26 protein-coding genes are annotated in these 25,720 nt (G+C 64.0%); 11 read left to right on the forward strand and 15 right to left on the reverse strand.

The window, feature by feature from the left end:
• Positions 1–216: 216 nt before the first annotated feature.
• The 4 genes from pstB to pstS all read right to left on the reverse strand — a co-directional run bounded on the left by pstB (position 217) and on the right by pstS (position 4,355).
• Positions 217–996: a phosphate ABC transporter ATP-binding protein PstB gene (gene pstB / locus ACH488_RS15140; RefSeq protein ID WP_387438981.1), complete on the reverse strand. Its 780-nt coding sequence runs from the start codon at positions 994–996 to the stop codon at positions 217–219.
• A gap of 61 nt (positions 997–1,057) precedes the next feature.
• Positions 1,058–2,161, reverse strand: coding sequence for a phosphate ABC transporter permease PstA (gene pstA / locus ACH488_RS15145; RefSeq protein ID WP_397325381.1), 1,104 nt, complete (start codon positions 2,159–2,161; stop codon positions 1,058–1,060).
• Positions 2,162–3,094: a phosphate ABC transporter permease subunit PstC gene (pstC, locus tag ACH488_RS15150; RefSeq protein WP_397325382.1), complete on the reverse strand. Its 933-nt coding sequence runs from the start codon at positions 3,092–3,094 to the stop codon at positions 2,162–2,164.
• Between the two features lie 139 nt (positions 3,095–3,233).
• Entirely contained in the window at positions 3,234–4,355 is a 1,122-nt protein-coding gene (gene pstS / locus ACH488_RS15155; protein WP_397325383.1) for a phosphate ABC transporter substrate-binding protein PstS, read from the reverse strand.
• A 275-nt stretch (positions 4,356–4,630) separates the two neighbouring features.
• Between pstS and ACH488_RS15160 the strand changes: the two genes are divergently transcribed.
• From ACH488_RS15160 to disA, 8 genes are all read left to right on the forward strand, one after another.
• On the forward strand, positions 4,631–5,758 hold the full coding sequence (locus tag ACH488_RS15160; RefSeq protein ID WP_397325384.1) for an aromatic acid exporter family protein: 1,128 nt from the start codon (positions 4,631–4,633) through the stop codon (positions 5,756–5,758).
• A gap of 44 nt (positions 5,759–5,802) precedes the next feature.
• The gene (locus ACH488_RS15165) at positions 5,803–6,510 is read left to right on the forward strand and encodes a phosphatase PAP2 family protein (protein WP_397325385.1); all 708 of its coding nucleotides are present in this window, start codon (positions 5,803–5,805) and stop codon (positions 6,508–6,510) included.
• Positions 6,511–6,633: 123 nt separating this feature from the next.
• Positions 6,634–7,896: a choice-of-anchor P family protein gene (locus ACH488_RS15170; RefSeq protein WP_397325386.1), complete on the forward strand. Its 1,263-nt coding sequence runs from the start codon at positions 6,634–6,636 to the stop codon at positions 7,894–7,896.
• Between the two features lie 90 nt (positions 7,897–7,986).
• A complete protein-coding gene (gene radA, locus ACH488_RS15175; RefSeq protein WP_397325387.1) occupies positions 7,987–9,360 on the forward strand; it encodes a DNA repair protein RadA in 1,374 nt (457 codons plus the stop codon).
• Positions 9,361–9,414: 54 nt separating this feature from the next.
• A complete protein-coding gene (locus tag ACH488_RS15180; RefSeq protein WP_397325388.1) occupies positions 9,415–10,038 on the forward strand; it encodes a Pr6Pr family membrane protein in 624 nt (207 codons plus the stop codon).
• A gap of 33 nt (positions 10,039–10,071) precedes the next feature.
• Complete coding sequence (locus ACH488_RS15185) at positions 10,072–10,278, forward strand: hypothetical protein (RefSeq protein WP_397325389.1); 207 nt, start codon at positions 10,072–10,074, stop codon at positions 10,276–10,278.
• Positions 10,275–10,646, forward strand: coding sequence for a type II toxin-antitoxin system death-on-curing family toxin (locus tag ACH488_RS15190; protein ID WP_397325390.1), 372 nt, complete (start codon positions 10,275–10,277; stop codon positions 10,644–10,646). Before ACH488_RS15185 ends, ACH488_RS15190 begins: the two co-directional genes overlap by 4 nt.
• Before the next feature lie 217 nt (positions 10,647–10,863).
• Entirely contained in the window at positions 10,864–11,940 is a 1,077-nt protein-coding gene (gene disA, locus ACH488_RS15195; protein WP_397325391.1) for a DNA integrity scanning diadenylate cyclase DisA, read from the forward strand.
• A 55-nt stretch (positions 11,941–11,995) separates the two neighbouring features.
• Here the strand turns inward: disA and ACH488_RS15200 are convergent, their stop codons facing one another.
• Entirely contained in the window at positions 11,996–12,664 is a 669-nt protein-coding gene (locus ACH488_RS15200) for a hypothetical protein (RefSeq protein ID WP_397325392.1), read from the reverse strand.
• A 127-nt stretch (positions 12,665–12,791) separates the two neighbouring features.
• Here ACH488_RS15200 and ACH488_RS15205 point away from each other — a divergent pair, with 127 nt between their 5' ends.
• The 3 genes from ACH488_RS15205 (at position 12,792) to ACH488_RS15215 (ending at position 14,934) form a co-directional block, all read left to right on the forward strand.
• The gene (locus ACH488_RS15205) at positions 12,792–13,742 is read left to right on the forward strand and encodes an A/G-specific adenine glycosylase (RefSeq protein ID WP_397325393.1); all 951 of its coding nucleotides are present in this window, start codon (positions 12,792–12,794) and stop codon (positions 13,740–13,742) included.
• A gap of 112 nt (positions 13,743–13,854) precedes the next feature.
• Positions 13,855–14,337 carry a hypothetical protein gene (locus ACH488_RS15210; protein ID WP_397325394.1) on the forward strand — a complete coding sequence of 161 codons (483 nt, stop codon included), beginning with the start codon at positions 13,855–13,857 and terminating at the stop codon, positions 14,335–14,337.
• A gap of 129 nt (positions 14,338–14,466) precedes the next feature.
• The gene (locus tag ACH488_RS15215) at positions 14,467–14,934 is read left to right on the forward strand and encodes a hypothetical protein (RefSeq protein WP_397325395.1); all 468 of its coding nucleotides are present in this window, start codon (positions 14,467–14,469) and stop codon (positions 14,932–14,934) included.
• 118 nt (positions 14,935–15,052) lie between these two features.
• Here ACH488_RS15215 and ACH488_RS15220 read toward each other — a convergent pair whose 3' ends face one another.
• The 10 genes from ACH488_RS15220 to iolG form a co-directional block, all read right to left on the reverse strand.
• Positions 15,053–16,516 carry an APC family permease gene (locus ACH488_RS15220; protein WP_397325396.1) on the reverse strand — a complete coding sequence of 488 codons (1,464 nt, stop codon included), beginning with the start codon at positions 16,514–16,516 and terminating at the stop codon, positions 15,053–15,055.
• Positions 16,517–16,618: 102 nt separating this feature from the next.
• Complete coding sequence (locus ACH488_RS15225) at positions 16,619–17,284, reverse strand: TetR/AcrR family transcriptional regulator (protein WP_397325397.1); 666 nt, start codon at positions 17,282–17,284, stop codon at positions 16,619–16,621.
• Between the two features lie 35 nt (positions 17,285–17,319).
• The gene (locus ACH488_RS15230) at positions 17,320–17,757 is read right to left on the reverse strand and encodes a hypothetical protein (RefSeq protein ID WP_397325398.1); all 438 of its coding nucleotides are present in this window, start codon (positions 17,755–17,757) and stop codon (positions 17,320–17,322) included.
• A gap of 109 nt (positions 17,758–17,866) precedes the next feature.
• Positions 17,867–18,064, reverse strand: a complete 198-nt coding sequence (locus ACH488_RS15235) for a hypothetical protein (RefSeq protein WP_397325399.1) — start codon at positions 18,062–18,064, stop codon at positions 17,867–17,869.
• A gap of 128 nt (positions 18,065–18,192) precedes the next feature.
• Positions 18,193–18,390: a hypothetical protein gene (locus ACH488_RS15240; protein WP_397325400.1), complete on the reverse strand. Its 198-nt coding sequence runs from the start codon at positions 18,388–18,390 to the stop codon at positions 18,193–18,195.
• Positions 18,391–21,327, reverse strand: a complete 2,937-nt coding sequence (locus ACH488_RS15245; RefSeq protein ID WP_397325401.1) for an FAD-binding and (Fe-S)-binding domain-containing protein — start codon at positions 21,325–21,327, stop codon at positions 18,391–18,393. It lies immediately after the preceding gene.
• Between the two features lie 127 nt (positions 21,328–21,454).
• Positions 21,455–22,423 carry a sugar ABC transporter substrate-binding protein gene (locus tag ACH488_RS15250; RefSeq protein ID WP_144663151.1) on the reverse strand — a complete coding sequence of 323 codons (969 nt, stop codon included), beginning with the start codon at positions 22,421–22,423 and terminating at the stop codon, positions 21,455–21,457.
• 60 nt (positions 22,424–22,483) lie between these two features.
• Entirely contained in the window at positions 22,484–23,482 is a 999-nt protein-coding gene (locus tag ACH488_RS15255; protein ID WP_262276854.1) for an ABC transporter permease, read from the reverse strand.
• Positions 23,479–24,294, reverse strand: a complete 816-nt coding sequence (locus ACH488_RS15260; RefSeq protein ID WP_397325402.1) for an ATP-binding cassette domain-containing protein — start codon at positions 24,292–24,294, stop codon at positions 23,479–23,481. The genes ACH488_RS15255 and ACH488_RS15260 overlap by 4 nt, the downstream gene beginning before the upstream one ends.
• Before the next feature lie 399 nt (positions 24,295–24,693).
• Positions 24,694–25,704 (reverse strand): inositol 2-dehydrogenase, encoded by a 1,011-nt coding sequence (gene iolG, locus ACH488_RS15265; protein ID WP_397325403.1) that lies wholly within the window; start codon positions 25,702–25,704, stop codon positions 24,694–24,696.
• Positions 25,705–25,720: the final 16 nt, after the last annotated feature.

The raw sequence follows: 25,720 nt of genomic DNA on the forward strand, positions 1-25,720 counted from the left end.
CCCGCGGCCGTGGCTTTCATCCTCGAGCTGGCCTTCTCGCCCCTCGCGGACCTGTAAACCCAACTGGGTCGCAGTTCAGGTCGTTCCCAGCGCTGGGAACGACCTGAACTGCGACTTAGTTGGGTACGAAAAAGCGACGGCGGCCGTACCCCCAAGGCGACGGCCGCCGTCGTAATTCGCCGGCTCCCCCCATAGAAGCCGGAGCCTGCGGAACCCTTATCCGAAGCGGCCGGACACGTAGTCCTCGGTGGCCTTCTGGGACGGGTTGTTGAAGATGGACGTGGTGTCAGCGAACTCGATCAGCTTGCCCGGCTTACCGGTGCCGGCGATGTTGAAGAAGGCAGTCTTGTCCGAGACGCGGGCGGCCTGCTGCATGTTGTGGGTAACGATCACCACGGTGTACTGGTCTTTGAGCTCGTTGATGAGGTCCTCGACAGCCAGGGTGGAGATGGGGTCCAGGGCGGAGCAGGGCTCGTCCATGAGGATCACCTGGGGTTCAACGGCGATGGCACGGGCGATGCACAGACGCTGCTGCTGGCCGCCGGAAAGGCCGGAGCCGGGCTTGTCCAGGCGGTCCTTGACTTCGTTCCAGAGGTTGGCGCCCACGAGGGACTTCTCAACCAGGGCGTCGGCCGCGCCCTTGGAGATCTTCTTGTTGTTCAGCTTCACACCGGCCAGCACGTTGTCCCGGATGGACATGGTGGGGAACGGGTTGGGGCGCTGGAAGACCATGCCAACCTGGGTGCGGACGGTGACGGGGTCCACGCCGGGACCGTAGAGGTTGTCGCCGTCGAGCAGGACTTCACCCTCAACACGGGCGCCCGGAAGGACCTCGTGCATGCGGTTCAGGGTGCGCAGGAAGGTGGACTTGCCACAGCCGGACGGGCCGATGAAGGCCGTGACGGACTTGGCTTCGATGTTGATGTTGACGCCTTCAACGGCAAGGAAGTTGCCGTAGTAGACATTCAAGTCTTTGACGTCGATGCGCTTGGACATGATGTTCCTTTGTTCCTTGGGGGTCTGGAAGTTTGTGGTGTGGCCGGGGCCGGAGCCCGGCTTAGCGGCCCGTCTTGGGAGCGAAGATGCGGGCGATGAGGCGTGCTCCGAGGTTCAGGAGCATCACCAGGATGATCAGCACCAGGGCGGCGCCCCAAGCACGCTGGTCCGAGGGGCCAGGGTTGGACGGCGACGTCGGGTTGAGGATCTGCGTGTAGATAAACGTGGGGAGGGAAGCCATCCATCCGCCGAACACGTTGTTGTTGATGGTTGTGGCGAACCCGGCGGTGACCAGGATCGGCGCGGTCTCGCCGATCACGCGGGCGATTGCCAAGGTGACGCCGGACGCGATGCCGGAGATCGCCGTCGGAATGACCACCTTCACAATGGTGCGCCACTTGCGGACGCCCAGGGCGTAGGAAGCTTCGCGGAGCTCGTTCGGAACGATCTTGAGCATTTCCTCGCTGGAGCGGACAACCACCGGGATCATGAGGACGGAAAGCGCGACGGCGGCTACCGCACCGGTCTTGGTTCCGGGCCCCACGATGGCGAAGAAGAACGCTGCTGCGAAGAGGCCTGCCACGATGGACGGGATGCCGGTCATGACGTCCACGAAGAACGTGATGGCGCGGGCCAGCGGGCGGTCGTTACCGTACTCCACCAGGTAGATCGCGGTCAGCAGGCCAACAGGCACCGAGATGACGGTGGCCAGCAGGGTGATCTGGATGGTGCCGAGCAGCGCGTGGTAGATGCCGCCGAGGACCTTGCCGCCCTCTTCCACTGCCTTGTTGTCGAAGGCGCCGGTCACTCCGTTCATGGAGGTGCCCAGGAAGCCCGGAGTGATCAGGCCGGGGATGCCGTTCACCAGCACGGTCCAAATGACCGAGACCAGCGGCAGGAGCGCAACAAGGAAGGCACCAACCACAAGGCAGGTGGCCAGCTTGTCCTTGGCCTTGCGGGCACCTTCAACGGCGCCGCTCCAAGCGACCAGGCCTACGGTGAACAGGATGGCCGAGACCAATCCCCAGCCGAAGCCGTTGAAGCCGATGAGTGCCAGGATGGCGGCACCGAGGATCAAGGCGACTGCCAGGACAATGTAGGGCGCGAACTTCGGCAGTTGGCCCTTGGTGAGCGCTGAGCGCTTGCGGACTACTGTGGCGGTCATTTAGTTGGCTCCCGAGAATTCTTTGTGCTTGCTGATGATCCAGCGGGCAATCATGTTCACGCCAAGGGTGATGACGAACAGCACCAGGCCGGCAGCGATCAGCGTGTTCACCTTGATGCCGCTGGCTTCGGGGAAGTTCAGGGCGATTTCGGCAGCGATGGTCTGGTTGCCGGACTGGATCAGGCTCGCGGTCAGCACGCCGGAGGAGAGCACCAGGGCTACGGCCATGGTTTCACCCAGCGCTCGGCCCAGGCCCAGCATGATCGCGCTGATGATGCCCGGACGGCCGAAGGGCAGCACGGCCATTTTGATCATTTCCCAGCGCGTGGCTCCCAGCGCCAGGGCGGCTTCCTCGTGCAGCTTGGGGGTCTGCAGGAAGATTTCGCGGGACAGGGAGGTGATGATCGGCAGGACCATGACGGACAGGACGATGCCCGCGGTCAGGATGGTTTTGCCTGTGGCGGAGGCGGGGCCTTGGAAGAGCGGGATCCAGCCCAGGTTGTTCGCCAGCCAGTCGTAGGCCGGGGAGATTTCCTTGGCCAGGAACGCCGCACCCCAGGCACCGTAGACAACGGAGGGAATGGCAGCGAGGAGGTCCACCACGTAGCCCAGGCCCGAAGCGAGCCGGCGGGGTGCGTAGTGCGAGATGAACAGTGCCACGCCAATGGCCACGGGGGTGGCGATGACGAGGGCGATCACGGCGGCGATCAGCGTGCCGACCACGATCGGGGCGATGTAGGCAAAGAAGCCGTGCCCGCCTTGGATGTTCTCCGGTGGAGCGACGAGCGCCGGGATGGCCTGAACCACAAGGAACAACGCGACTCCGAAGAGAACCGCGAGAATCAGGCACCCTGCGGCCATGGCGGCCCCGGAGAAAACCTTGTCCCCGGCGCGGCCTGCGCCTTGGGAGGTTGTCAGGGAGTTGGTGGTCACTTCACGATCCTTCAGTCTGGAGTGAACTGGTCTTACATGGCTAAGTTCCCTGCCCCGCCCAGCGGCACTTCGGCCACCGGCAAGCGGGACAGGGAACTTCGATGTTCAGCCGGGTTCAGTCAAAACCCGCCGGGAAACCCTAGGACTTGGCTTTGATGGTTTCGATAGCGGCCTTGGCCTTGTCCTGCAGCGTCTTGGAGAGCGGTGCGGACTTTGCGGCGTCAGCGGCGGTCTTCTGGCCCTCGTCGGAGACGACGTAGGTTTCGAAGGCCTTGACCAGGTCTGCAACAGCCTTGGTTTCGTAGGTGGTGCACACTACGTGGTAGGAGACGAGCACCACCGGGTAGGCGCCGGAAGCGGTGGTCTTGCGGTCCAGCTTGATGGCGACGTCGTTGGTGGCGCGGCCGTCAACGGGCTTGCCTGCTTCAACAGCCTTGGCAGCGGCGTCAGCGGAGATCTTTACGAACTCTTCGCCAACCTTGATGGAAGCGGTGCCCAGCTTGCCGGAAACGGCGGAGTCGTCAGCGTAGGTCACGGCGCCGGCGGTGTCGGTAACGGTCTTGACCACACCGGAAGTGCCCTTGGCGTTCTCGCCCTTCAGGGATGCGGGCCAAACGCCTGCAGCCTTGTCGGTCCAAACCTCGGGAGCAGCAGCTGCGAGGTAGTCGGTGAAGTTGGAGGTGGTGCCGGAGTCGTCCGAGCGGTTGACCGGGGTGACCTTGAGGTCCGGCAGGGTGACGCCGGCGTTCAGGGCTGCGATGGCGGGATCGTTCCAGTTGGTGATCTGGCCGCGGAAGATCTTGGCAACCGTGGTGGCGTCCAGCTTCAGGTCGGTGATGCCCGGGACGTTGAAGGCAACGGCGATCGGGGAGATGTAGACCGGGATGTTGATGGCACCCTCGGGGCCGCACTTGGCCTTGGAAGCCTCAAGCTCGTCGTCCTTGAGGTAGGCGTCGGAACCGGCGAACTGTGCCGAACCGTCGATGATGGCCTTGCGGCCTGCGCCGGAACCATCCGGGGAGTACTGAACGGTGGCGCCCTGGTTGGCGGTAGCGAAGCCGGCCTTCCAGGAATCCATTGCAGCGCCGGTGGAGGAGGCGCCGATGCCCGTGAGCGTGCCAGTGACCTTGGTGCCGGAAGCGGCGGACTGGGTGCCGGCCGAGGTACCGGTTGCGTTGTCCGAACCACAAGCGGTGAGCGCGAGTGCGCCAGCTGCGATGACCGCGATTGCCGCGTTGCGGCCGAAGTGAGTTGCCTTCACTTGAATGTGCCCCTTCCAGGGATTTTCAGATGCTGCCGAACGGAGTTTCCGGCGTGAGTGATCTATGGGACCTTTTGTGCCTTTACTGACGGTAAGGAGCGCAGGTAACGGGACCTGTGGTGGAAAGTGAACGGGAAGTGAACGACGGCGGACCATTGGGTTATGTGGCGCGCGCCACCTTGAGCGGTGCTTGCGTTCCCGTCCGGGCGTTGGCGACGGCTGTTCCGCCCGCCAGGTTCGAGAGCTGGTGCGGTCCGGCAAATAGACTGGAAGGCATGGCCGCCACGAAGGGACTTTCCGCAAGCAAGAGGTTTGTCCGTACCCGCCTGAGGACGGGCTTGGTCCGGAGCCGGACTTCCCTTGTGCCCGCGGTTCAAATGACCGTGTGTGCCGTGGGCGCTTACGCGTTTGCCGAGTACGTCCTGGGACATCAGGGCCCCCTGTTCGCTGCCACGTCATCCTTGATTGCCCTGGGCTTCTCCCGCGATCCGCGCCTGCGCCGCGTGATCGAGGTGGGCCTGGGCTGCACGTTGGGCATCGTGGTTGGCGACCTCCTGCTCCACTGGCTGGGCGCCGGAATCTGGCAGGCCGCCGTCGTCCTTCTTTTCTCCATCCTGCTGGCCAGGTTCCTGGACAGCGGCACGATCTTCACCACGCAACTGGGGTTGCAGTCGCTGCTGGTGGTGCTGCTGCCGGCACCTGCCGGCGGACCGTTCACGCGCAGCCTGGATGCCGTGGTGGGCGGTGTGGCCGCCCTGCTGGTGACCATCCTGGTCCCGAAGGATCCGCGCCAGGAGCCCAGGAAGGACGTCCAGAAAATCCTGCACGAGCTTGCCGAGATCCTGCGCGAGTGCGCCAAGGCGATGCTGGACAGTGACTCGACCACTGCGTGGCACGCCTTGATCCGCGGCCGCAATTGCCAGCCACTGGTGGACCGCATGCGGCAGACCCTGCGGGCATCAGGCGAAGTGGCCACGCTCGCCCCTGCCCACCGCCGGCACCGTGACGAACTCGCCAGCCTGGAACATTCGCTGGAGTACATCGACCTCGCACTGCGTAACAGCCGGGTCTTCGCCCGCCGGCTGACCAGCGCCATCAACCACGCCGCATTGTCCGACGAAGCGACCGACACCATTTCGGAAGTCCTGATGGAAACCGCCGCGGCCGTGGATGAGCTGACCATAGGACTCTCCGAGCAGAGCGAAGGAACCCGCCGGGCCCATTTGCGCCGCGCCCGGTCCGACCTCACCGTGATCGCTTCACGGCTCCACCCCAAGATGCTGGACGTGCACCGGCTTGAGGGCGAAACCGTGGTGATGCTGTTCCGGCCGCTCATGGTGGACCTGCTGGAAGCGAGCGGGCTGGAACCCGAGGAAGCCCGCGCGGTCCTCCCGCCGTTGTAGGGTGCTCCCAGCAAAGCACCAGACCCTTTTGCGAGAATGGGCCGATGCTTCCTGCTACCCCAGTGCGCCCCTCCCTGCGCTTCAAGCCGGCGCCAGCCCTGCGGTTGCGCCAGCGACTGCTGTTCCTGTGGGCCGGATCGCTGTTCGTTGCCGGGGACGTGGTGTTCTGGCTGATGTTCGCCGCCGTCCTGTCCTCCAGTGGCCTGGCAACCCTCGACGGTGCCGTCCACACGTTCGTGGTGGACTCCCGCAACCCCGCTTCCACGGCCTTCCTCAGCGCGGTTACCGAGGTCACCTCGCCCACGGTGATGTCCGTGATTGGCGGCCTCGTCGCCATCGTGTGGGCCGTTTGGAAGCGCGAAGTCTGGCGACCCGCCGTCCTGCTGGGGTCCATGGTTCTCTCAGTGGTCCTGGCCACCGTCATCAAGTTGGAGGTCTCGCGATCCCGCCCGCCGTCGTCGGACTTCCTCCTGGGCCCCGACGACGCCCTGTCCTTCCCCTCCGGCCACACGCTCGGTGCCGCGGTTTTCGCGTCGGTCCTGGCCTATTTGCTCGTCTCGCGTTCCGGTGCGCGTACGACGGCGGTACTCGCCTACGCCGGTGCCGCCCTCCTCACGCTGGTGGTCGCCTACAGCCGGCTCTACTTGGGGTACCACTGGCTCACGGACGTAGTGGCGTCGCTTGGGGTGGCACTGGGTGTGCTGGGCCTGGCGGTGTTCGTGGATGCGGCAAGGCACGGCCGGTCCTCTTAAGTATTGGCTGCCGGGCCTAAATTCCTCTCCCAAAATTATTGTTGCGAAGGCAACTACTCGGTAGCCTATGCACCATCGTGAGCACATTCACGGGTTCGCATGTAATCATCTGGGGAGACATACATGAAACGTTCCTTGCTTGCTTTAACGGGTGCTTTGGCTGTTGCACTTGCCGGGCCCATGGCGCCGGCCACAGCCGCCACAACACCAGCACAAGTAGCCACCGGGTTTTCCGGATCGGCTTACGGTTCCTACATTTTCAACGCAGACAAGACGCTGACTTCTGGTCCAACAGCGAATTCGGGCGTCAGCTGCACGGGTGCTACCGGAAGGACTGCCACCAATACAGCCGCAGGATTGAACGTTCCCGCTGTGGGAACTGTGGGCGCCGCGTCCACGAGCGTGAAAACCCTGTTGACCGCCACAGGAAAACGCATCGAAGCGCAGTCAACCGTCGCCGGCACCAACCTGCTTGGCGGACTCATCACCGCGGGGACCATCACTTCGGCCAGTTCCGCTGACAAGAACACCAGCGGCGCCTTCTCTGGCACCAATGCCACAACCATCGCCAACCTCAAGGTCCTGGGCCTTCCGGTCAGCGCCAATCCGGCACCCAACACGGTCCTCGACCTGAACGTTCCGCTGGTGGGATCGGTGGGCAAGGTGACCCTCAACGGCCAGGAGAAACGAGCCGTCACCGGCGGCTACATCGTCACGACTACGGCGCTGCGGGTTGAAGTCCTCAAGACAGGGCTCGCCGGGATCAAGGTGGGAACGGACATCCGCGTGGGCGTCAGCACCGCCGGCCTGGGTCCGGCACAGACCGGCTACCTGGCCGGAACGGGCTTCAGCACGCGGGCTGTCCTGGCCAACGGTTTGCTGGGGTCCAACCCCACGGCCCTGGCCTACGCCAAGTGCGGTGGCGGAACCAACAATGCCAACCTGGCTTCCACCAACATCCTGGGGTTGGCAACCGCGGGGGCTTCCTCCACGGCAACCACCGGAGTCCTGACCCCACAGCCGAAGGTCACGGTCACCAATACGATTGCGGGGCTCAACCTCCTCAATGGGGCAATCCAGGCCGACGGCATCAAGGCGGAGACCAGTGCAACGAGGGCGGCGACGGGTACGACGGTGACGTTGACTGATACGTCCACGTTCACCAACCTGAGGGTTGCTGGCTTGCCGGCCATCAATGCATCGGTTGCTCCGAACACGGTGGTCAATGTGGCAGGTTTGGGTACGGTCACCCTGCACAAGGTCAGCAAGTCGTCCACCAGCATCATCGTCACCATGATTGATGTAGTCATCAGCCAGCCGATTGGCGCGCTGCCAACGGGCTCGAGGATCCAGATTGGGTACTCGAGCACGGGCGTGGTCCAGTAAGCATTCCAAGCTGGGACAGGACGGCCCGTCAGCCCCTCGGGGTTGGCGGGCCGTCCTTTTCTGTCAGTGGTCCGCACTAACCTTGGATCCATGGCTTCAAAGACCTCCCGCACTTCCAAGACCCCTGCGTACAAATGTGCCGAATGCGGCTGGACCGCCATCAAATGGGTGGGTCGTTGCGGCGAGTGCCAGGCGTGGGGAACCGTTGAGGAGTACGGTGCCACGGTTGCCCGCACCACGGCGGCTGCCACCGTTTTGGAGCCTGCCCGCCGCATCGCCGAGGTGGATGGGACGACGGCGGCCTTCCTCCCCACCGGGGTGGACGAACTCGACCGCGTCCTGGGTGGAGGGCTCGTCCCGGGTGCCGTGATCCTGCTTGCCGGGGAACCCGGCGTCGGGAAGTCCACGCTCCTGCTGGACGTTGCCGCGAAGTTCGCCCGCACCGGGCAGGACGTCCTGTACGTCACGGGCGAGGAGTCGGCGGCGCAGGTGAAGCTGCGCGCTGAGCGGATCGACGCCGTCGCCCACACCCTGTATCTGTCGGCGGAAACAGACCTCGGCCAAGCACTGGGGCAGGTAGAGAAGCTGGAACCCAAGCTCCTCATCGTGGACTCCGTGCAGACCCTGAGCAGTGCGGACGTCGAGGGCAGCGCCGGAGGCGTATCGCAGGTCCGCGAGGTGGCGGCCTCCATCATCGCTGCTGCAAAGCGGCGCAACATGACCACGCTGCTGGTGGGCCACGTGACCAAGGAAGGGACCATCGCCGGTCCGCGCCTGCTGGAGCACTTGGTCGATGTGGTGTGCCAGTTCGAAGGCGAGCGCCATTCCCGGTTGAGGCTGCTCCGCGCCGTCAAGAACCGCTACGGCGCCACGGACGACGTCGGATGCTTCGACCTGAACGAGGCCGGCATCGAGGGTCTTGCCGATCCCAGCGGGCTCTTCGTGTCGCGGACGCGCGAACCCGTCTCGGGCACCTGCATCACGGTGACCATGGAGGGCCGCCGGCCGCTGCTGGCCGAGGTGCAGTCGCTCCTGGCAGAAAGCGCGAATGCCCAGCCTCGGCGTGCGACCAGCGGCCTCGAGAGTTCCAGGGTGGCCATGCTCCTCGCCGTCCTGCAACAGCGGGCAGGCTGCATGCTCCACAAGGACGACTCCTACGTGGCAACTGTTGGCGGAGTGAAGCTCACCGAACCGGCCACGGACCTCGCTGTTGCCTTGGCTGTCGCTTCGGCCAAGTCCCGGAAGGCACTCCCCCAGCGGCTCATTGCTTTTGGCGAGGTTGGCCTGGCCGGCGAGGTGCGGCCTGTCCCGGGTATCAACCAACGGATCCAGGAGGCCCACCGCCTGGGCTTCACCCACGCGATTGTTCCGGCGAGTCCGGCGGGTGCCGGGGCGATTCCTGATGGCTTCTCGGTCCGCGAAGTAGGGCATCTGGCGGAGGCCCTGGAACTGCTCATCACGTAGCCGATGCGGGGTGTCGAACCCCCGTCAGCACGGGCGTCGGCAAGGATAAGACCCATGACCAAGAGAACTGTGCTTATCGGGGGACGCTTTTTCTTTGGCCTTCTGACCCTGGTTGCCGTGGCGACGCAACTGGTGGTCCACATAGGGCTGGGTTACGACGTCGGCAACTTCTTCAGCTACTTCACCAACCTGTCCAACATCTTCGCCGCCATCGTCCTGCTGATCAGTGGCTACCGGGTGCTCATCGGGAAACGGCCCAGCGAGGCGGACGACGTTACCCGCGGAACCGCGACGATCGCCATGGCCGTGGTCGGTATTGTCTTCGGCGCCCTGCTGGCGGGAGAGGATCTCGGCTCCATGGTTCCGTGGGTCAACTTCGTGGTGCACTACCTCATGCCCGTGGTGATGGTGGCCGACTGGCTCTTCCAGCCGCCCCGGGCAAAGCTGGAACTCCGGCACATCCCGTACTGGCTGATCTATCCCATTGCTTACCTGGTCTACAGCCTTGTCCGGGGATCGATCGTGAACTGGTACCCGTATTGGTTCATCAACCCGGACCGGGCTGGTGGATGGGGTGGCGTGATCATCTATGCGATCGCGATCGCCGTGGGCTTCCTCATCGTGAGCCTCGCGATGCTGTGGCTCGGGAACAAGCTGAAGCGCCAAGTGGATTACTGATTTTCGATTGGTACTGTTTTGGTACCATTTGGTATGGCTATGAATCTCCGCGTTCCCAAGGAACTCGACCAGCAGTTGGAAGCACTTGCAGCCGAGGAACATACATCTAAATCTGCACTTCTCCTCCAGGGTGCCGAATTGATCCTTCAGCGCCATCACCGTCGCAAGGAAATCAACGAGGGCTTGAACTTCGTGATGGACCATGACAAGGAACTGCTCAAGCGCCTTGAAGACGCGTGACAGAGTATCTGGACATAGAAGACGCCCTCCAGGTCATCGATCGCTACGGGTTCCACATCCGGGACGTCGGCTTGCTGGCTTCTGCACTTGCCCGCCCGGCGACCTCCGTGATGGGCGTTGACGCCTATCCCGGGCTCAGCCAAAAGGCCGCTGCACTTCTGGAGTCTGTGGCCAAGTTTCACCCGCTGATTGACGGCAACAAGCGCACCGCCTGGACCCTCATGGTGCTACTTCTGTGGATCAATGGCTATCGCCATGACTTCAACACAGACCAAGGCTTCGACCTCGTCGTGGGAGTCGCATCCGGCAGTCTGGATCTGGAAGCCAGCACCGCAGTGATCTCCGCCCACTTAGTACCCCGCCAGTGAAGTCAAAAGTCTGCCTCTGCGGTGGGCACGCCTGAGCCCTTTCGAGGCATCCGCGAACATAACAAAATGACCCACTTTGGGGCTTGCTGGTGCGGTTAACGGTGCCGGGAAGCCATATCATGGTGCTTGTCGTCATCAGGGCATTTTCGCGGGTGCCTCCCGATGCCGGATTCAGCTTGTCTGTGAGCCGAGGCTTGCACCTTCGAAGGGAAACCCCATGGCCCGGAGCCCGGAAGAATCGCTCAAGGCGACTCTGGCCAGAGTCGCGCCCGGAACCTCGTTGCGTGACGGACTGGAACGGATCCTTCGTGGCCGCACCGGCGCATTGATCGTGCTGGGCTCGGACCGCACCATCGACTCCATCTGTTCGGGTGGATTCGAGATCGGCATCGACTTCTCCCCCACGCGCCTTCGCGAGCTGGCCAAGATGGACGGCGCCATCGTGTGCGACAAGGACGCCAGTAACATCATCAAGGCCGCGGTCCAGCTGGTTCCGGATTCAAGCATCGAAACCCAGGAATCCGGCACCCGTCACCGCACGGCGGAGCGTGTGGCCATCCAGACCGGTGTTCCGGTGATCTCGGTGAGCCAGTCCATGCAGATCATCGCCCTTTACGTGAACGGCCTCCGCCATGTCCTGGAGGGCTCCGAGAAGGTGCTGGCCCGCGCAAACCAGGCCCTCGCAACCCTGGAACGGTACAGTGCACGGCTGGACCAGGTCACCAGCTCGCTCTCGGCTTTGGAAATCGAAGCGCTGGTCACCGTCAGGGATGTTGCCGTGACCTTGCAGCGGCAGGAAATGGTCCGCCGCATCTCGGAGGAAATCGCCCAGTACGTCCTGGAACTTGGCGAGGACGGCCGCCTGCTGTCACTGCAGCTGGAGGAACTCACCACGGGACGCGGTCCGGGCAGCGACGTCATCATCCGCGACTATTCGGACCCGGACGCCACACCTGAGGAGATCGAAGAGGCCGTCCAGGCGCTGCTGAACCTGGGTCCCACCGAGTTGATCGACCTCAGCAAGATTGCCCACATCATCGGTTTTGCCGGTGGCGTGGAACAACTGGACGCAGTGGTCCAGCCCCGTGGCTACCGCCTGCTCTCGGGCCTGAAGTCCGTGCCGAAGGCAGTGGCCGACCGTTTGGTGGACTACTTCGGCGGACTCCAGAACCTCATGGCGGCAACCATCGACGATCTCATGACGGTGGATGGCATCGGCGACCAGCGCGCCCGTACGGTCCGGGAAGGGCTCAGCCGGATGGCTGAAGCCAGCCTCCTGGACCGGTTCCTCTAACGCGACTGCCGCTGTTAAGGCGATTGCCGCCGTCGTACATCACGCTCAAGCAGCGTTAGTTCAACTGGAAGACGGCCTTCGGGCTCGCCTTGTTACCCAGCCGCGCCTCGAACGTGTAATACGCGCCGCCGGCACCCGGCTTGGCCGTGATGGCGCCGCAGCCTTCCAATGTGCGGTTGCGCTGCCACGGGAAGTTGGCCGTCTCGCTCTTTCCGGGCTGGATGGTCTTGATGAGGTCCACGCCACCGGTCTGGCAGTCCTTGGAGGAGAAGATCCGGTCCGCGCCGCTCATGATCACGTACTCCATTTGTGAGGTGCCCACGTTCACCTCGCACGGCGCCGATCCGCCGTTGGTGATGGTCATGGTGAGCATCGGAAGCTCCTCGGCGGCGTAAGCGGCCTTGTCCGTTTTCGCGGCCACGGTCATGAGGTTGAAGTCGCACACCGGAGTGGGCGAGGCCGACGGCGTCGCTGCCCCCGCGGACGGTGTGCTGACAGGCGTGGGGGCGGTAGTCGCAGGGGGCGTGCTCACAGCCTGGGGCTCACTGCCGCCGGCGATGGCACGGGTGATGGCCGAGACACCGGCAATCAGCAGGGCGATCACTACCAGCAAGCCGATGAGCACCACCAGACGACGACGGCGGTACACGGCAGGGCTCGGGCGTCGCTTTCGCGTCGGCGCGGCTGAGCGCGCGGACGACTGCTGCTTACCCTGGGTGGCCATGTTTCTAGGCTAGGCGGCGCGCGCTCCATGCACCCCACCACCACGCCGCCGGCCGGCAATGTGACGTCCACCATGGCCTCCCGCACGGGCACTGGCCGCCATCGGTTCCATTAGAGTAGGGGGCAGCATGGCACTCCCAGACACCGATGAATTGACGCAGCTCCACGAGGCTTTGGACCAGTGGTTTGCCCGGACCGCCCGCGACCTTCCGTGGCGCGATCCGGCCTGCAGCGCGTGGGGGATCCTGGTCAGCGAAGTCATGCTCCAACAAACGCCTGTGGTCCGGGTCCTTCCCGTGTGGCTCGATTGGATGGAGCGCTGGCCCACACCGTCGCATCTGGCCAAGGAGCCTTCGGGTGAAGCCGTCCGGCATTGGGGCAGGCTGGGATACCCGCGCCGGGCCCTCAGGCTGCACGCTGCCGCCGTCGCGATCCGGGATGACCACGGCGGCGAGGTGCCGGACAACTATCCCGGGCTGTTGGACCTGCCGGGCGTCGGCAATTACACGGCTGCCGCCGTCGCCGCTTTTGCTTTTGGCCGGCGCGAGACCGTGGTGGATACCAACATCCGGCGCGTGCACGCCCGGCTCATTTCCGGCCACGCCCTGCCGGCCCCCACGCTCACGGCCGCCGAAATGCGCATGGCCGACGCCCTCCTCCCCGAGGACCGCAAGCTCTCGGTTCGCTGGAACGCCTCCGTCATGGAACTCGGTGCCATGGTTTGCACGGCGCGCAGCCCCAAGTGCGCCGACTGTCCTGTACGCGAAAGCTGCGCTTGGCTCGCAGCGGGTGAGCCGCCGCCGTCGTACGTTCCCAAGGGCCAGGCATGGCACGGCACCGACCGGCAGGTGCGCGGAGCCGTGATGGCCGTGCTGCGCGAGGCGGCCTCGCCCGTGCCGCGGGACATGTTCGAGCAGGCGCCCGCGGACCTCGGGTTCGCCCCGTCGGGTGTGGGGATCCCGCTGGCTGCGCTGCACCGGCTGAACTCCGCACCGGAACAGCTGGAGCGGGCCTTGGACGGGCTGCTGCGGGACGGCTTGGCGGAAATGCACGACGGCGGGTTGCGGCTTCCCGCGTAAGGCGGCCGGGGCCGATTGCGGTTCCGCATCGGACGCCTCCCGGGTGTAACGATGCAGGACCGTTTGAGCAGCCTGAACTGCCTCCGCCTCCCCCAGGACCTACGCTGAAGCCATGGGGAAAATTGGGGTTGCCTTGGCCCTTGCCGGCGCAGCTGTGTTGCTTGGCAGCTGCTCTCTCGGGCCCGTTGCGTGTCCGGCGGTGGGGCAGGTGACGGGTCTGTCTGTGACGGTCGCCGCAAGCTATGCGGAGTCGGTGGAGATGCTTCACGTCAAGGCCTGCCAGGATGGCGTGTGCACCGAGCGGGATCTGGAACTGAACCCGGGCACTGTGGCGGTCGACCAGGGGTGCAACGAGGCAGGGGTGTGCTCGGCGACGCCCACTTTTGACGGGACCGTCCGCGGGCTTCTGGAATTGCCCGCACTGTCCGAGACTCCCATGGACGCCACCATGACCGGGACGTCGCCATCGGGCACTGCTTTGCCCGTCCGGACCCTGACCTTCACGCCCAAGGGCAGTTATCCGTTCGGCGAGCAATGCCAGAGGTTCATCACGGCCAGCCTTGTTTTGGACGCGGAAGGTTTGCGCCAGGAATAGTTGCATTCCTATGGCTTATTAATCTGCCAGCTAGTAGTCTGCCCGGGTAATGGTCGCAGGGGAGGCGTCGTGCACGGTTTGGGAAGTCATGTCGATGCGCCGTCCGCACCTCCGGCTTCGGTTACGGAGTTGACCGCCAAGATCCAGCGGATACACGGCATTGAACTGCGGAGCTTTCTCGCAACCCTGACCTCGGAATCGGGCAGCCTCAACCCCGCCCGAAAGCAGTACCGCATGGGCCCAACTCCGTCCATGGAAGACCACACCGTCAAACTGACCCTGGTGGCCGAGTCCGCCGAGCTGGGTTGGTTCACGATCGGACCGGCACCAGCGGGGACCTGCATAACGTTGTCCTTGGTTGCCCACCACGAAGAGAGCGGGCTCCCTGCCAGGCTTTCGGCCAATGAGTGCGAGGCCTGGATGCGGGCGCTGTTTGGCAATTCGTGGATGCCGCATGTCTACTCGTGCGACTGCGCCACGGGACCGGCAAGCATGAACGTGGTGTCCTACCGCGTGTACCTGGATGGCCTGCAACGGCCTTCGCCCAAACCGCTGGAGGTTCTGGCCGAAGGGTGCGTTCGACTGGACGGTCTCTGACGCTTTTTCGACGCTTTCGGCGGCAAAAGTGCCGGCCTCGCCCGACGCGGCGGTTGCCGTTTCCTGAGTGCTTCGCTGGGAACGGGCGGCCCTGTGCCCCATGGCCGCCCGTTCCGGCTCAGTCGATCCGCTGGCGGCCCAGGCGGGCGTAGATGTCGGGGCGCTTGGTCCGCAGGAAGAAGGCATAGATGATGCCGCCGAAGAAGAGCGCGAACGTGAACGTCATGAAGATCAGGGTCAGGACCGCCGAACCGCCGATCAGTTCCGGGTAGTTGGCGATGGCCAGGTAGGTGATGGCTCCAAGGAACAAAACACTGATGATGGGTGCGACGATGGTCTTCCACACCGATTCCGGCGCGAAGCCACGGCGGCGGATGAAGTAGACCAGGACGGCGAAGCTCGTGATGAACATCAGGAGCAGCACGGCAAAGGTGCCACTTCCGCTGGCGATGGGATACAGCGCCTCCGGGGCAACGCCCAGGACCGTGAAGAGCACGGTGGCCGCAGCCCAAATGATGCCCACAGCCAACGCCGAGACGTACGGCGACTTGTGCTTCGGATGGACCCGGCCCAGGAACCTGGGGAGAGCGTGATCCGAGGCAAGGGCAAAACTGTACCTGGCGGCGATGTTCTGGATGGACAGCATGCAGGCCAGGACGGACGTGATGAGCAAAATGACGGCGACGTCCGCGAAGATTCGTCCCACGAGGCCCACGAGCGCGTCATTGAAGAGGTTCACCGTGTTGCTCGAGGCCTCGGCCTGGATTTTGTCCGCACCGAAGAATGCGATGAAGGCCCACGCTGCCACTGCGTAGAAGATGCCGATGCCCACGACGGCAAGATAGGTGGCCCGGGAGATGGTCTTGTCCGGGTTTTTGACCTCGTCCCGGTAGATCACGGTTGCCTCGAAACCGAAGAAGTTGCCTACCGCGAAAAGGAGTGCCAGTCCCAGAGTTGCGTCGGTGATCGAAGGGAGGGCAAGTCCTGCGCCCTGCACTGCTTCCAGTCCGTTGGTGGAGAAGGACACCACATCGAACACAACGATCACCGCCACTTCCAGCAGCATGACAATGGTCAGCAGCTTGGCCGAAAGATCAATGCGGTTGTAGGCCAGCAGCGTGGTAACGGCCGTAATGGCCAGCGCGTACCAATACCAGGGGATGTCAGGCCCGCCCAGGGTGTTGACCACGAAGCCCTGGAGCGTCACGCCAAAGAAGGACGGCGCGAAGAAGCCGATGAAAATGTAGCCGAACAGCGCAAGGAAGGCACCTCCCAGGCCTGCGGGTTTGCCGAGCCCAGCGGTGACAAAAGAGTAGAAGCCACCAGGGCCTTGGACGCTGCGGCTCATCTTCACGAAACCGACGGAGAAGATCAGCAGCATGAGCGTGACCAGCAGGTAGATGGCCGGCGCTGTCTGCCCGCTGAACATCAGCAGGACCGGAAGGGTGCCCGCTACCGTGGCCAAGGGCGAAGAGAAAGCGAGCACGTTCATCACAAGCTCGCCCACTCCCATGTTGCCGCTGAGCCGGTTCTCCTGGGTGTGACGCGACACCTTTGGTGCGTCAAGGGTGGTGTTATTCATGTAATCCTCATCACTGAATATTGAGTTCCACATCACAGTAGCGACGGGTTAAGGAGGGGCCGTGTGCCATGTTGGGACAGTGCCATGTTGGGACAGCGCCGGCTACGTACCGACGCGGCTTCCGGTACTGACTTCGAGCAAGGAACGGGACAGGGCCACCCCGTGGTCCGCCAGGCTTTCCAACTGGGCAGCCGTGCCGTCCCAGGCGGACCAATGGGCAGCGCCGTCGAGCAGCGTAAAAATGGCCTGAATGGTTTGGTGGGATACCGCCAGCCCCATCTCCTCCGCCGCGGCCGCATACATCTGCTCATGCAGGCTCTGCCAGAGGGACAACTCACGACGCAGGCCTTCCCCCAAGAAACCCGCCACCCTGTCCGAGGCAACCAGCAGGTTCCAGAGCTCCGCCTCGGGCCTGCTCACCTGCTGGATGACATGGAAGCGGACAAGGGCCGCCCACGAGTCACCCGCGCAGGGAATGTGCTGAACGGCTTCCAGAAGCTCGCGGGCGAATCCATGGGTAAACCAAAGGAGCGACTCCGCCACAATCTGGTCCTTGCCCTGGGGAAAAGTCGAGTAGAGGCTCGGCGCCTTGAGTCCCAACTCGCGGCCGAGCGTACGCATGCTCACCGAGTTATAACCGTTGGTGGCAGCCAGCCGAAGGAAAGCCAGAAGGATCCGCTTCCGGGCGGGCGTCTGGGCCGACCAGTCGCGTTTCGACAGGAATTCCAGGACAGCAGCGTTCGCCTGCTCACGCGGAGATGGACTCATTTCATCCTCAAAGGGCAGTAACAAAAAGAGTCTAACTAACAGTCGTTAGCTTGAGAAGACCGCAGCCACACCGAATCGCCCCGCCCAATGAGGCAGTCGGCGAAAGGCTCCCCTACCCGGCCTACTACGAGGTCGTCCGTGTAGCCGTCGCAGCTTGTGAGAGTGACGCCAAGGGCGGAGAGTGTGAGGGAACCCTGGGGCACGGTCTTGACGCGCCTCCATGCATAGCCCATCTGGTGCCAGTCATTCCCCCACGGCACCTCGATCAGTGCAGAGGCTGCAGGCGCCGCGAATGACCTGACCGTGTGCTTGGTCCGGCACAGGCGCCTGATCAACGTCCGCGGTGGCATGTCCAGAAGCAGGCACGCCGTCGCCAGGTCCGGCCCCGCCGAACCGCCGAAGTCGACCGGAATGACGAGGGTTGAGGGCGGGTCATCCCCCAACGCCAGGCCTATCGGGGACGCGGTTGCCATCCCTCCGGATTCACGACTGTCCAACTCTGCCTCTTGGAATGAAGGAAGCGGCCGCAGCGCCTGAACACAGTGCCAGGGAACAAGCGCTACGGACCGCAGATTATGGGTGTCAGGAGCCAGGCGTCGGCCAGGGCGAGGACTCGCTGGTATCGCGGCCTTCTGCCATGTCCTGAAGGAGACGGTGAACGAGTTTCCCGGAGCGCTTCAGCTGAAGGTCGGTCCGTTCGCCGAGATCGGTTTCGTTGAAGTGTGCCGATGCCCGCAGCCACTCGACGTGCCGTCCGTGTGCGAGCTTCTTGTTCATCATCGAGATCAACTCTCAAAATAGGTGGGTTATTGGGCTACTTCCAGCATCCGTCCCGGCGTCCCGGCTCAACCGTGTCAGTTTGGGACACGGTTGGGACACCCTCCGGACGCGGTCTGCATGGGCCGAAATCAGCCAAGGCTGATGCCCGCAGCGACGATGAAAACACCGCTCGCAGCAACCAGGAAGGCCGCGGCTCCCAAGGGAACCGCATGGACGCCCCGAAAGCTGGCCGTGGCCCGGGCTTCACGGGACGATCCCGCGAAATGCCCGCCCGCCAGGCGCAATCCGGCGGCTACGAGGATGAGGAAAATGCCGACGTACACCACTTAGTCCTCCGTCCATCGGGCACTCAGCGGGTCCAAGGCAATCGCCAGGTGCTTGCTGGAGCGATCGGGGTCAATCTGCGAAACCTGCATGGCACAGCTGAACCCGTCGGTGAGTACGAGCCCGTCACTGCTGTCCAGCGCCGGCACGATGGAGTGTTCGGCCACCTTCATGGACATGTCGAAGTGCTCCGCCTCAAAGCCAAAGTTTCCGGCCACTCCACAGCACGACGACGATTCCACGACGTTCGGCACTCCCCACGCCTCCAGGACCCGTTTCTGGGCACCTGCCCCGAAGACTGCGTGTTCGTGGCAGTGGGTTTGCAGGACAGCCGTTTCGGGCGGAGCCGCGGACGGCTTCCAGCCACGCTTGATCGCTTCGTCGATGGCCACGGAGAACGAGCGGACCCGGGCGGCCACGCGCGAGGCAGCTGCACCGCCCACCATCTTGGGCCCCTCGTCGCGGATGGCCGCCGCGCAGCTGGGCTCCAGCACCACAATGTCCCGGTCCGTGCCATCGTCGAGCCTGCTGATCAACCGGGCCAACCGGCGCCGGGCACCGTCGCGCTGACCGGTGGAAATCCACGTCAGTCCACAGCAGGCGTCCGGCGTGCACCCCACAGAACGACCAGAGTCGCGCAGCACCCGGGCTGCGGCAGGGACCACCTCGGGACGGAAGGCGCGGGTGAAGCTGTCGATGAACAGCAGGATGTCAGCGTTGTCCGCGAACTGGGCTTCCCGGACCCGCCGCCGTATGCGAGCCGACGGGGCGAAATCCGGGAGCCGCCGTCGTGCGCTGACGCCCAACTTTTCGCCCACCCAACGGAACGGCCGGAAGCCTGTCCCCGCATTGGCGAGGGGTGCGATGCGCGTCAACAGCGGCAGCCACCGCGGCAGCCAGCCGATCGAATAGTGGGTAAAGGGCCGGATCTTGCCGCGGTAGTGCTCATCCACCAATTCCGACTTGGCCTCCGCGATATCCACCCCCGTGGGGCAGTCAGCCGAGCAGGCTTTGCAGGAAAGGCAGAGGTCCAGGGCTTCCCGCACCTCGGGGCTGGACCAGCCGCCGTGGCTTGTGCCTTTGGTCCGGGTAAGTTCCTGCAGGACCCTCGCCCGGCCCCGCGTCGAGTCCTTCTCGTCTTTCGTGGCGCGGTAGCTGGGACACATGAAACCACCGGTCGTTGCCCTGCAGCGCCCAACACCGATGCACGCGTGGGTGTTGCCGACGAACGGGCTCGCCACCGGGAGCAGGCTTCGGCTTTCGGAAGAAGGCACGACGGCGGCACCCGGCACCGCGGCCGCCTCGCCGTGGGCGGGGCCTGGCAGGGGCACGCCCTCAAGAGCCAGGGAGGCAGCGAAGGGCTCGGGATCCACGATGATTCCCGGGTTCAGGATTCCGGCAGGATCCCAGAGATGTTTGAACGCCCTGAAGATGCCCACCATGGCGGGCGAATACATCACGTCCAGCAGTTCGCTGCGTGCCCGGCCGTCCCCGTGTTCCCCGGAAAGGGAGCCGCCGTGAGCCACCACGAGGGCCGCTGCTTCGCGGGTGAAGTTCTCAAAGGACTCCCGGCCAGCATCGCTTCGGAGGTCGTAGTCGAGGCGCATGTGCACGCAGCCCGCACCGAAATGCCCGTACATGAAGGCGGTGTAGCCGTACTGCTCCACGAGGGGCAGCAGTTCCGCGAGGTAGTCCGCCAAGCGCTCGGGAGCGACAGCGGAATCCTCCCAGCCGGGCCACGTCTGGACACCGTCGATCCTGCGGGAGGAAAGCCCGGCGCCGTCTTCGCGGACCCGCCAGAGCTTGGCCCGCTCTCCCGGCTCGGTGACGATTGCGTGGTCCACCACGCGGCCGTCAGCTTTGAGTTTCTCCAGCAGCCGGTCGCAGTCAGCGGCGGCTTGTTCCATGGTGTCCGCAGGGAACTCGACCATCAGGAACGCCTTGCCCTGCGGGAGGGAGTCCACGCTGGCGGCACCCCGGCGGTGGCGCATGATGTCCACAATCGAGGCATCCAGGCCTTCAATGGCGCTTGGCTTGGCCGCGAGGATGGTCATCACATCACGGGCCGAATCGATGGTGTTCGCGTAGCCGAGGCACAGGAGTGCCGTGGTCCGGGGCTTCGGCACCAATCCCACTTTGGCCCGGACCACCAGCGCGCACGTGCCTTCGCTGCCTGCCAGGGCGGCCGCCACATCCAGGCCGTTCTCGGGCAGGAGGTGTCCCAGATGGTAGCCGGAGACCTGCCGGGGAATGTTTCCCAGCTCAACCCTGAGCGGGGCCAGGTTGGCTTGGGCCAAATCCTTCAAGGCCGCCAATAGTTCCTCGGCCCGGGCTACTGAGTGCTGGTCACCCGCGTCCACGGCCCGGAGGAAGTCGCGTCCCGCATGCAGGTGCGCTCCGTCCGCCGTAACCAGTTCTACTTCCTGCACATGCTGGGTCATTCGCCCGTAGGCCACCGAGTGGTTTCCGCAGGCGTCGTTGCCGATGGAGCCGCCAATGGTGGCCCGGGTCATGGACGAAGGATCCGGGGCGAAGGTCAGCTCCCCGCCGCTCGCCTTCTCGACGTAGGAGCGGAGTTCGCCGAGGACGACGCCGGCGTCCGCCCAGACCGCCGCCGCACCGCCGTCGAGAGTTTCAATGCTGGTCAAGCGGCGCGAAAGGTCGATCACCAACGACTGGCCAATTGCGTTGCCCGCCATGGACGTTCCGCCGCCGCGCGCGGTGACCGGGACGCCAAGCGTGGAACAGGCGCGCAACACTTTCCTGACGTCTTTGACGCTCGCGGGGAAGGCGACGGCGGCGGGCCGGACACGGTAGTTGGAAGCATCGTAGGAGTATTCGGAGAGCCGTCGCGGGGAGTCATCCACCTCGATGCCTTGCCCGCGCAGGGCGGCAAGCAACTGCTCTACTTTCGTGTCTCCGTCGTCACCATGGGGCATGTTGGCCGTCTCCAATTCGTAGTGGTCCGCTGGAAGTTTAGGCAGGCCCGCACCCTGCTGGAATGTGCCAAAACAGAACGGGCACAGCGGAGGGATCCGCTGTGCCCGTGCTTTTGTTCGGAAGAGGCTACTTCAGGAACTCGGACAGGTTGTCCTTGGTGATGAGCGTGAACGGCAGCGTGTAGCGGTTGTCCACGTTTCCACCGTTGAGGAAGTCGGTGACCACCTCAACAGCCTTGACGCCCTGGCCCGCTGAGTCCTGGCGGACGGTAGCTGACATGGTGCCACCCTTGATGTCCTGCAGCGCCGGCTCGGTGCCGTCGACGCCCACCACGGCCTTGAACTCGGCAGTGCGGCCAGCGTCGGCAATGGCGGAGGCGGCACCGATGGCCATCTCATCGTTGTTGGCCACAACCGCGTCGATCTGGCCGGACGGGAAGCGCTGCAGGGTGTCCTCCATGTTGCGCTTGGCGTCATCGCGGCTGCCCTTGGCCTGGAATTCCGCCACGATCTTGAAGTTCTTGTTGATGGTCTTGTCGAAGCCGTTCTTACGGCGATCGGTCCACGAGGCGCCGTAGATGCCCGCTGCGAACACGAGGTTTCCGCCGTTGGGCATCAGCTTGTTGAGGTATTCGGCCTGCATCTGGCCGGCCACCGTGTCATCCACGCCGATGTAGCTCTTGTAGCCAACATCCGAGCCCTCAGCGAACTCGGTGGACAGGATGAACAGGGGGATATTGGCCGCAATGACCCGCTTGGCCGCGTTCTGGCTGGCATCGCCATCCAGGGGCTGCATGATCACGGCATCCACTTGGCGGGTGAGGAGGTCCTCAACCTGGTTCAGCTCGCTGCCAACGTCCTTCTTGGAGTCGGTGATGTTGAGCTTGACGCCCTTTTCATCAGCCGTCTTCTTCATGGCGTCGGTCATGTGGGCCAGGTCCGGGTCCTGCAGGTCAAGGACCACAACGCCGATGTTGTAGGTCTTGGCCGCCCCTCCGCTGCTGGTCGCGTTGCTGCTTCCCGCGCAGCCGGTGAGGGTCAGTGCCCCCGCTGCCATCATGGCGACCGCCGCGGCGATCTTACGTCGCATACCCATGGTTGTTCCTTTCAGTGGTTTTGTCTGTGCGTTGGGAGATTGTTGTTGCCTGTGTTTTGGTTAGTCCGACTTCCAGCGGTTCAGCAGGACGGCGAGCACCAGGATCACGCCCTGGACGCCTTGCTGGAAGTAGGAGGAAACGCCCATCAGGTTCATGCCGTTCATCACCACGCCCAGGAGGAGCACGCCGATGACGGTTCCGCGGATGGTGCCGACGCCGCCGAAGAGACTCGTTCCGCCAATGACGACGGCGGCAATCACCTGGAGTTCGTAACCGGTACCTGCCACCGGCGCGGCGCCGTCGAGACGGGCAGTGAGGACCAGGCCACCGAGTGCGGCCGTGACGCCACCGATGAGGTAGACCATGAAGAGCACCCGGCCCGTTGAGATGCCGACCTTCTTGGCTGATTCCTCATTGCCACCCACGGCGTAGACGTGGGAACCGAACTTGGTGCGGCTCAGCACGAACTCGCAGATGATGGCCGCCACCAGGAAGATGATCACGGGAACCGGGATGGGGCCCAGGAAGCCGGATCCGAGCCACTCGGCCGGACCGCTGAGGCCGGAGACAACCTGGCCGTCAGTGATCACGAGCGCCGCCGTGCGGGCTATGGCCATGGTGGCCAACGTTGCCAGGAAGGGAAGGATGGCTCCCCAAACCACCATCGCTGCGCTGAGGAAGCCGACCAGGAGGCCGACTCCCAGGCCGGCGATCAGCGGCAGCCAGAAGGCGCCGCCACTGGCGGGTGCAAGCAAGGCGAAGGTCATGCCGGCCAGGCCCACCACCGATCCCACGGACAGGTCGATTCCTGCCGTGATCATGATGAAGGTCATTCCCAGGGCGATCAGCCCGATGATGGAAGACTGCCTGACCACGTTCACGATGTTGTTCAGCGTGAGGAAGTTCGGTGCTGCCGCAGCGAGGAAGACGAGGATCACCACGAACAGGATGATGATGCCGTAGTCGCCAATGAACCGCTTGACCTTGGTGGCGGTGAGGCCTTCCTTGAGGTCGGCGGGGCCCAGCTTGGTCTTGAGGTTGTCCATGGTGATGGTCATGAGTCGCTCCCGTTGGTGGTACCGCGTGCGGAGAAGGCATCAACGGTTTCCATGGATGAAGTGCTTCCGATCTTGCGGCGGTCCTCGGGAATGCCGCTCCCGGTGTCGACGTAGTCGTCCAGTGTGCCGTGGGAGATCAGGTGGGCCACCTGGGCCTCGGAGACCTCGCCCACGCGGAAGCGTCCCACTACCTGGCCCTGGCGCATGACGGCGAAGCGGTCCGCCACTGCGAAGGCTTCGTCGAGGCGGTGCGTGATGATGATGACCGCGATGCCCAGGTCCTTGAGCCGCTGGGTGACCTCAATGAGCTTGTCCACCTTGGCCACCGAAAGGTTCGCGGTGGGCTCGTCCATGATGATCAGCCGGGCGTCGAAGGCCAGTGCGCGTCCGATCGCCACAGCCTGCCGCTGGCCGCCGGAGAGTCGCTTCACCTTGAGCCGCGGGTTGATGGGAATGTCCAGGCGCTCCAGCACGCGCTTGGTCTCGGATTCCATCTTCTTCCTGTCGATGATCCGCAACAGCGGACCCAGAATGTTCTTCTGGGGCTCGCGGCCCAGGAAGATGTTGGTCCGGACATCCAGATTGTCGGCCAGGGCGAAGTCCTGGTAGACCATCTCGACGCCCTGGTCCCGGGACGCCGAGGGGGTGGGGAAAGCGGTGGCCTTCCCGTCCAGCTCGATCGAGCCCCGATCGGGCTGGTAGACACCCGTCAGCACTTTCATGAGCGTTGATTTGCCGGCGGCGTTGTCTCCAAGAAGAGCGAAGGTTTCGCCGGGCATGACATCGATGCTGACGCCGCGCAGTGCGGACACCGCCCCGAATGTCTTGTGTATGTCCTTTAGGGCGACCAATGGAGTTGTCGCCGGTGGTGCGTCGGTCATCTCATCCTCGTTTGATAGGGCCATGCAAATGAACCGGTGAAACACCTTTGGCGATGGACCATCAAACAACGTTGTTCGACTTTGCAGATTCCGGGGTCATTCAAGAAAGCCCCATAACTGCGTGACCTTCGCCACACTGTTTCACTTACTTGAACTTTGACGGATTGGATAACCCGGCATGTGTGCCACTTTGGAACACGGACCTGCCGGAATTGTTGCTGTGGGAAACAATTCTTGGCGGTTAAGCCGATAAGTCGTTAAAAGGACAAAGCCCGGTCCAGGCACGGATTGTTGCGAAAGAATCCGTGCCCAAACCGGGCAGTCAAAGGGCTACGCGGACAGCTCCACTGCTATGGCAGCTCCGGTCCGGGCAGACTTCTCCGCCGCGTCGGCCAGGATCAAGGCAGCACGGCCGTCCTCGAAGCCGGGGCTCCGGGAGGGAAGGCCACGGACCGCGCGGAGGAACTCGGCGACCTCAAGCCGGTACGCCTCCGCGTAGCGCTCCAGGAAGAAGTTTTGGTACGGCCCTGTCCCCTCGACAGACCGGGCGCCCCAATGACGCACCAGACTGTCGTTCTTGTTGGCCACCTGGAGCAAGCCGGTGGATCCAAAGGCCTCGATGCGCTGGTCGTAGCCATACGCGGAATGCCTCGAATTGAAGATGGTCACGAGTTCATCCTTGGAACCCCGGAGGGTAACCACGGTGGAATCGAAGTCGCCCGCCTGCCGGATGCCGTCGCTGAAGACGTTGGCGCCCCGGGCCGAGACCTCCACGATGTCCGGGATGAAGTAACGGGCCATATCCAGGTCATGGATGGTCATGTCCCGGAAGATTCCGCCGGACTGGGGCAGATAGGCCGCCGGGGGCTCCCCTGGATCCCGGCTGGTGATGATCAGCTGCTCCAGGGCACCGATCTCACCCGCCCCCACACGCCGCCTGAGCTCCACGAAGTGCCTGTCGAAGCGTTTGTTGAAGCCCAGGGCGATCGGTACATCCGTGGCCGCCGCCTTGGCCCGGAGGGCGTCGACCCGTCCGATCTCCAGGTCGATGGGCTTCTCGCACAGCACCGGGATGCCGGCGTCGATCGATTGTTCGATCAAGTCCACGTGGGTGGCCGTTGGCGAGGCGACAATAACGGCATCGACTTCCCCGGAAGCAAACACGTCCTCCGGATCGTCGCTGACGCGGCCTCCGAACTCGGCGGCCGTCCGCTTGGCGCCCTCAATGAAGGGGTCGCACACCCAGGCCAACGTTGCTTCTTCGAGTGTTGCAAGGCTCATGGCGTGCACTTGACCGATCCTGCCGGTCCCGAACAGGCCAACCCTGATCTGTTGCGTCATTGCAGGTCTCCAGATA

The sequence above is a fragment of the Paenarthrobacter sp. NPDC018779 genome (genome assembly GCF_044391085.1).
Classification (GTDB): domain Bacteria; phylum Actinomycetota; class Actinomycetes; order Actinomycetales; family Micrococcaceae; genus Arthrobacter.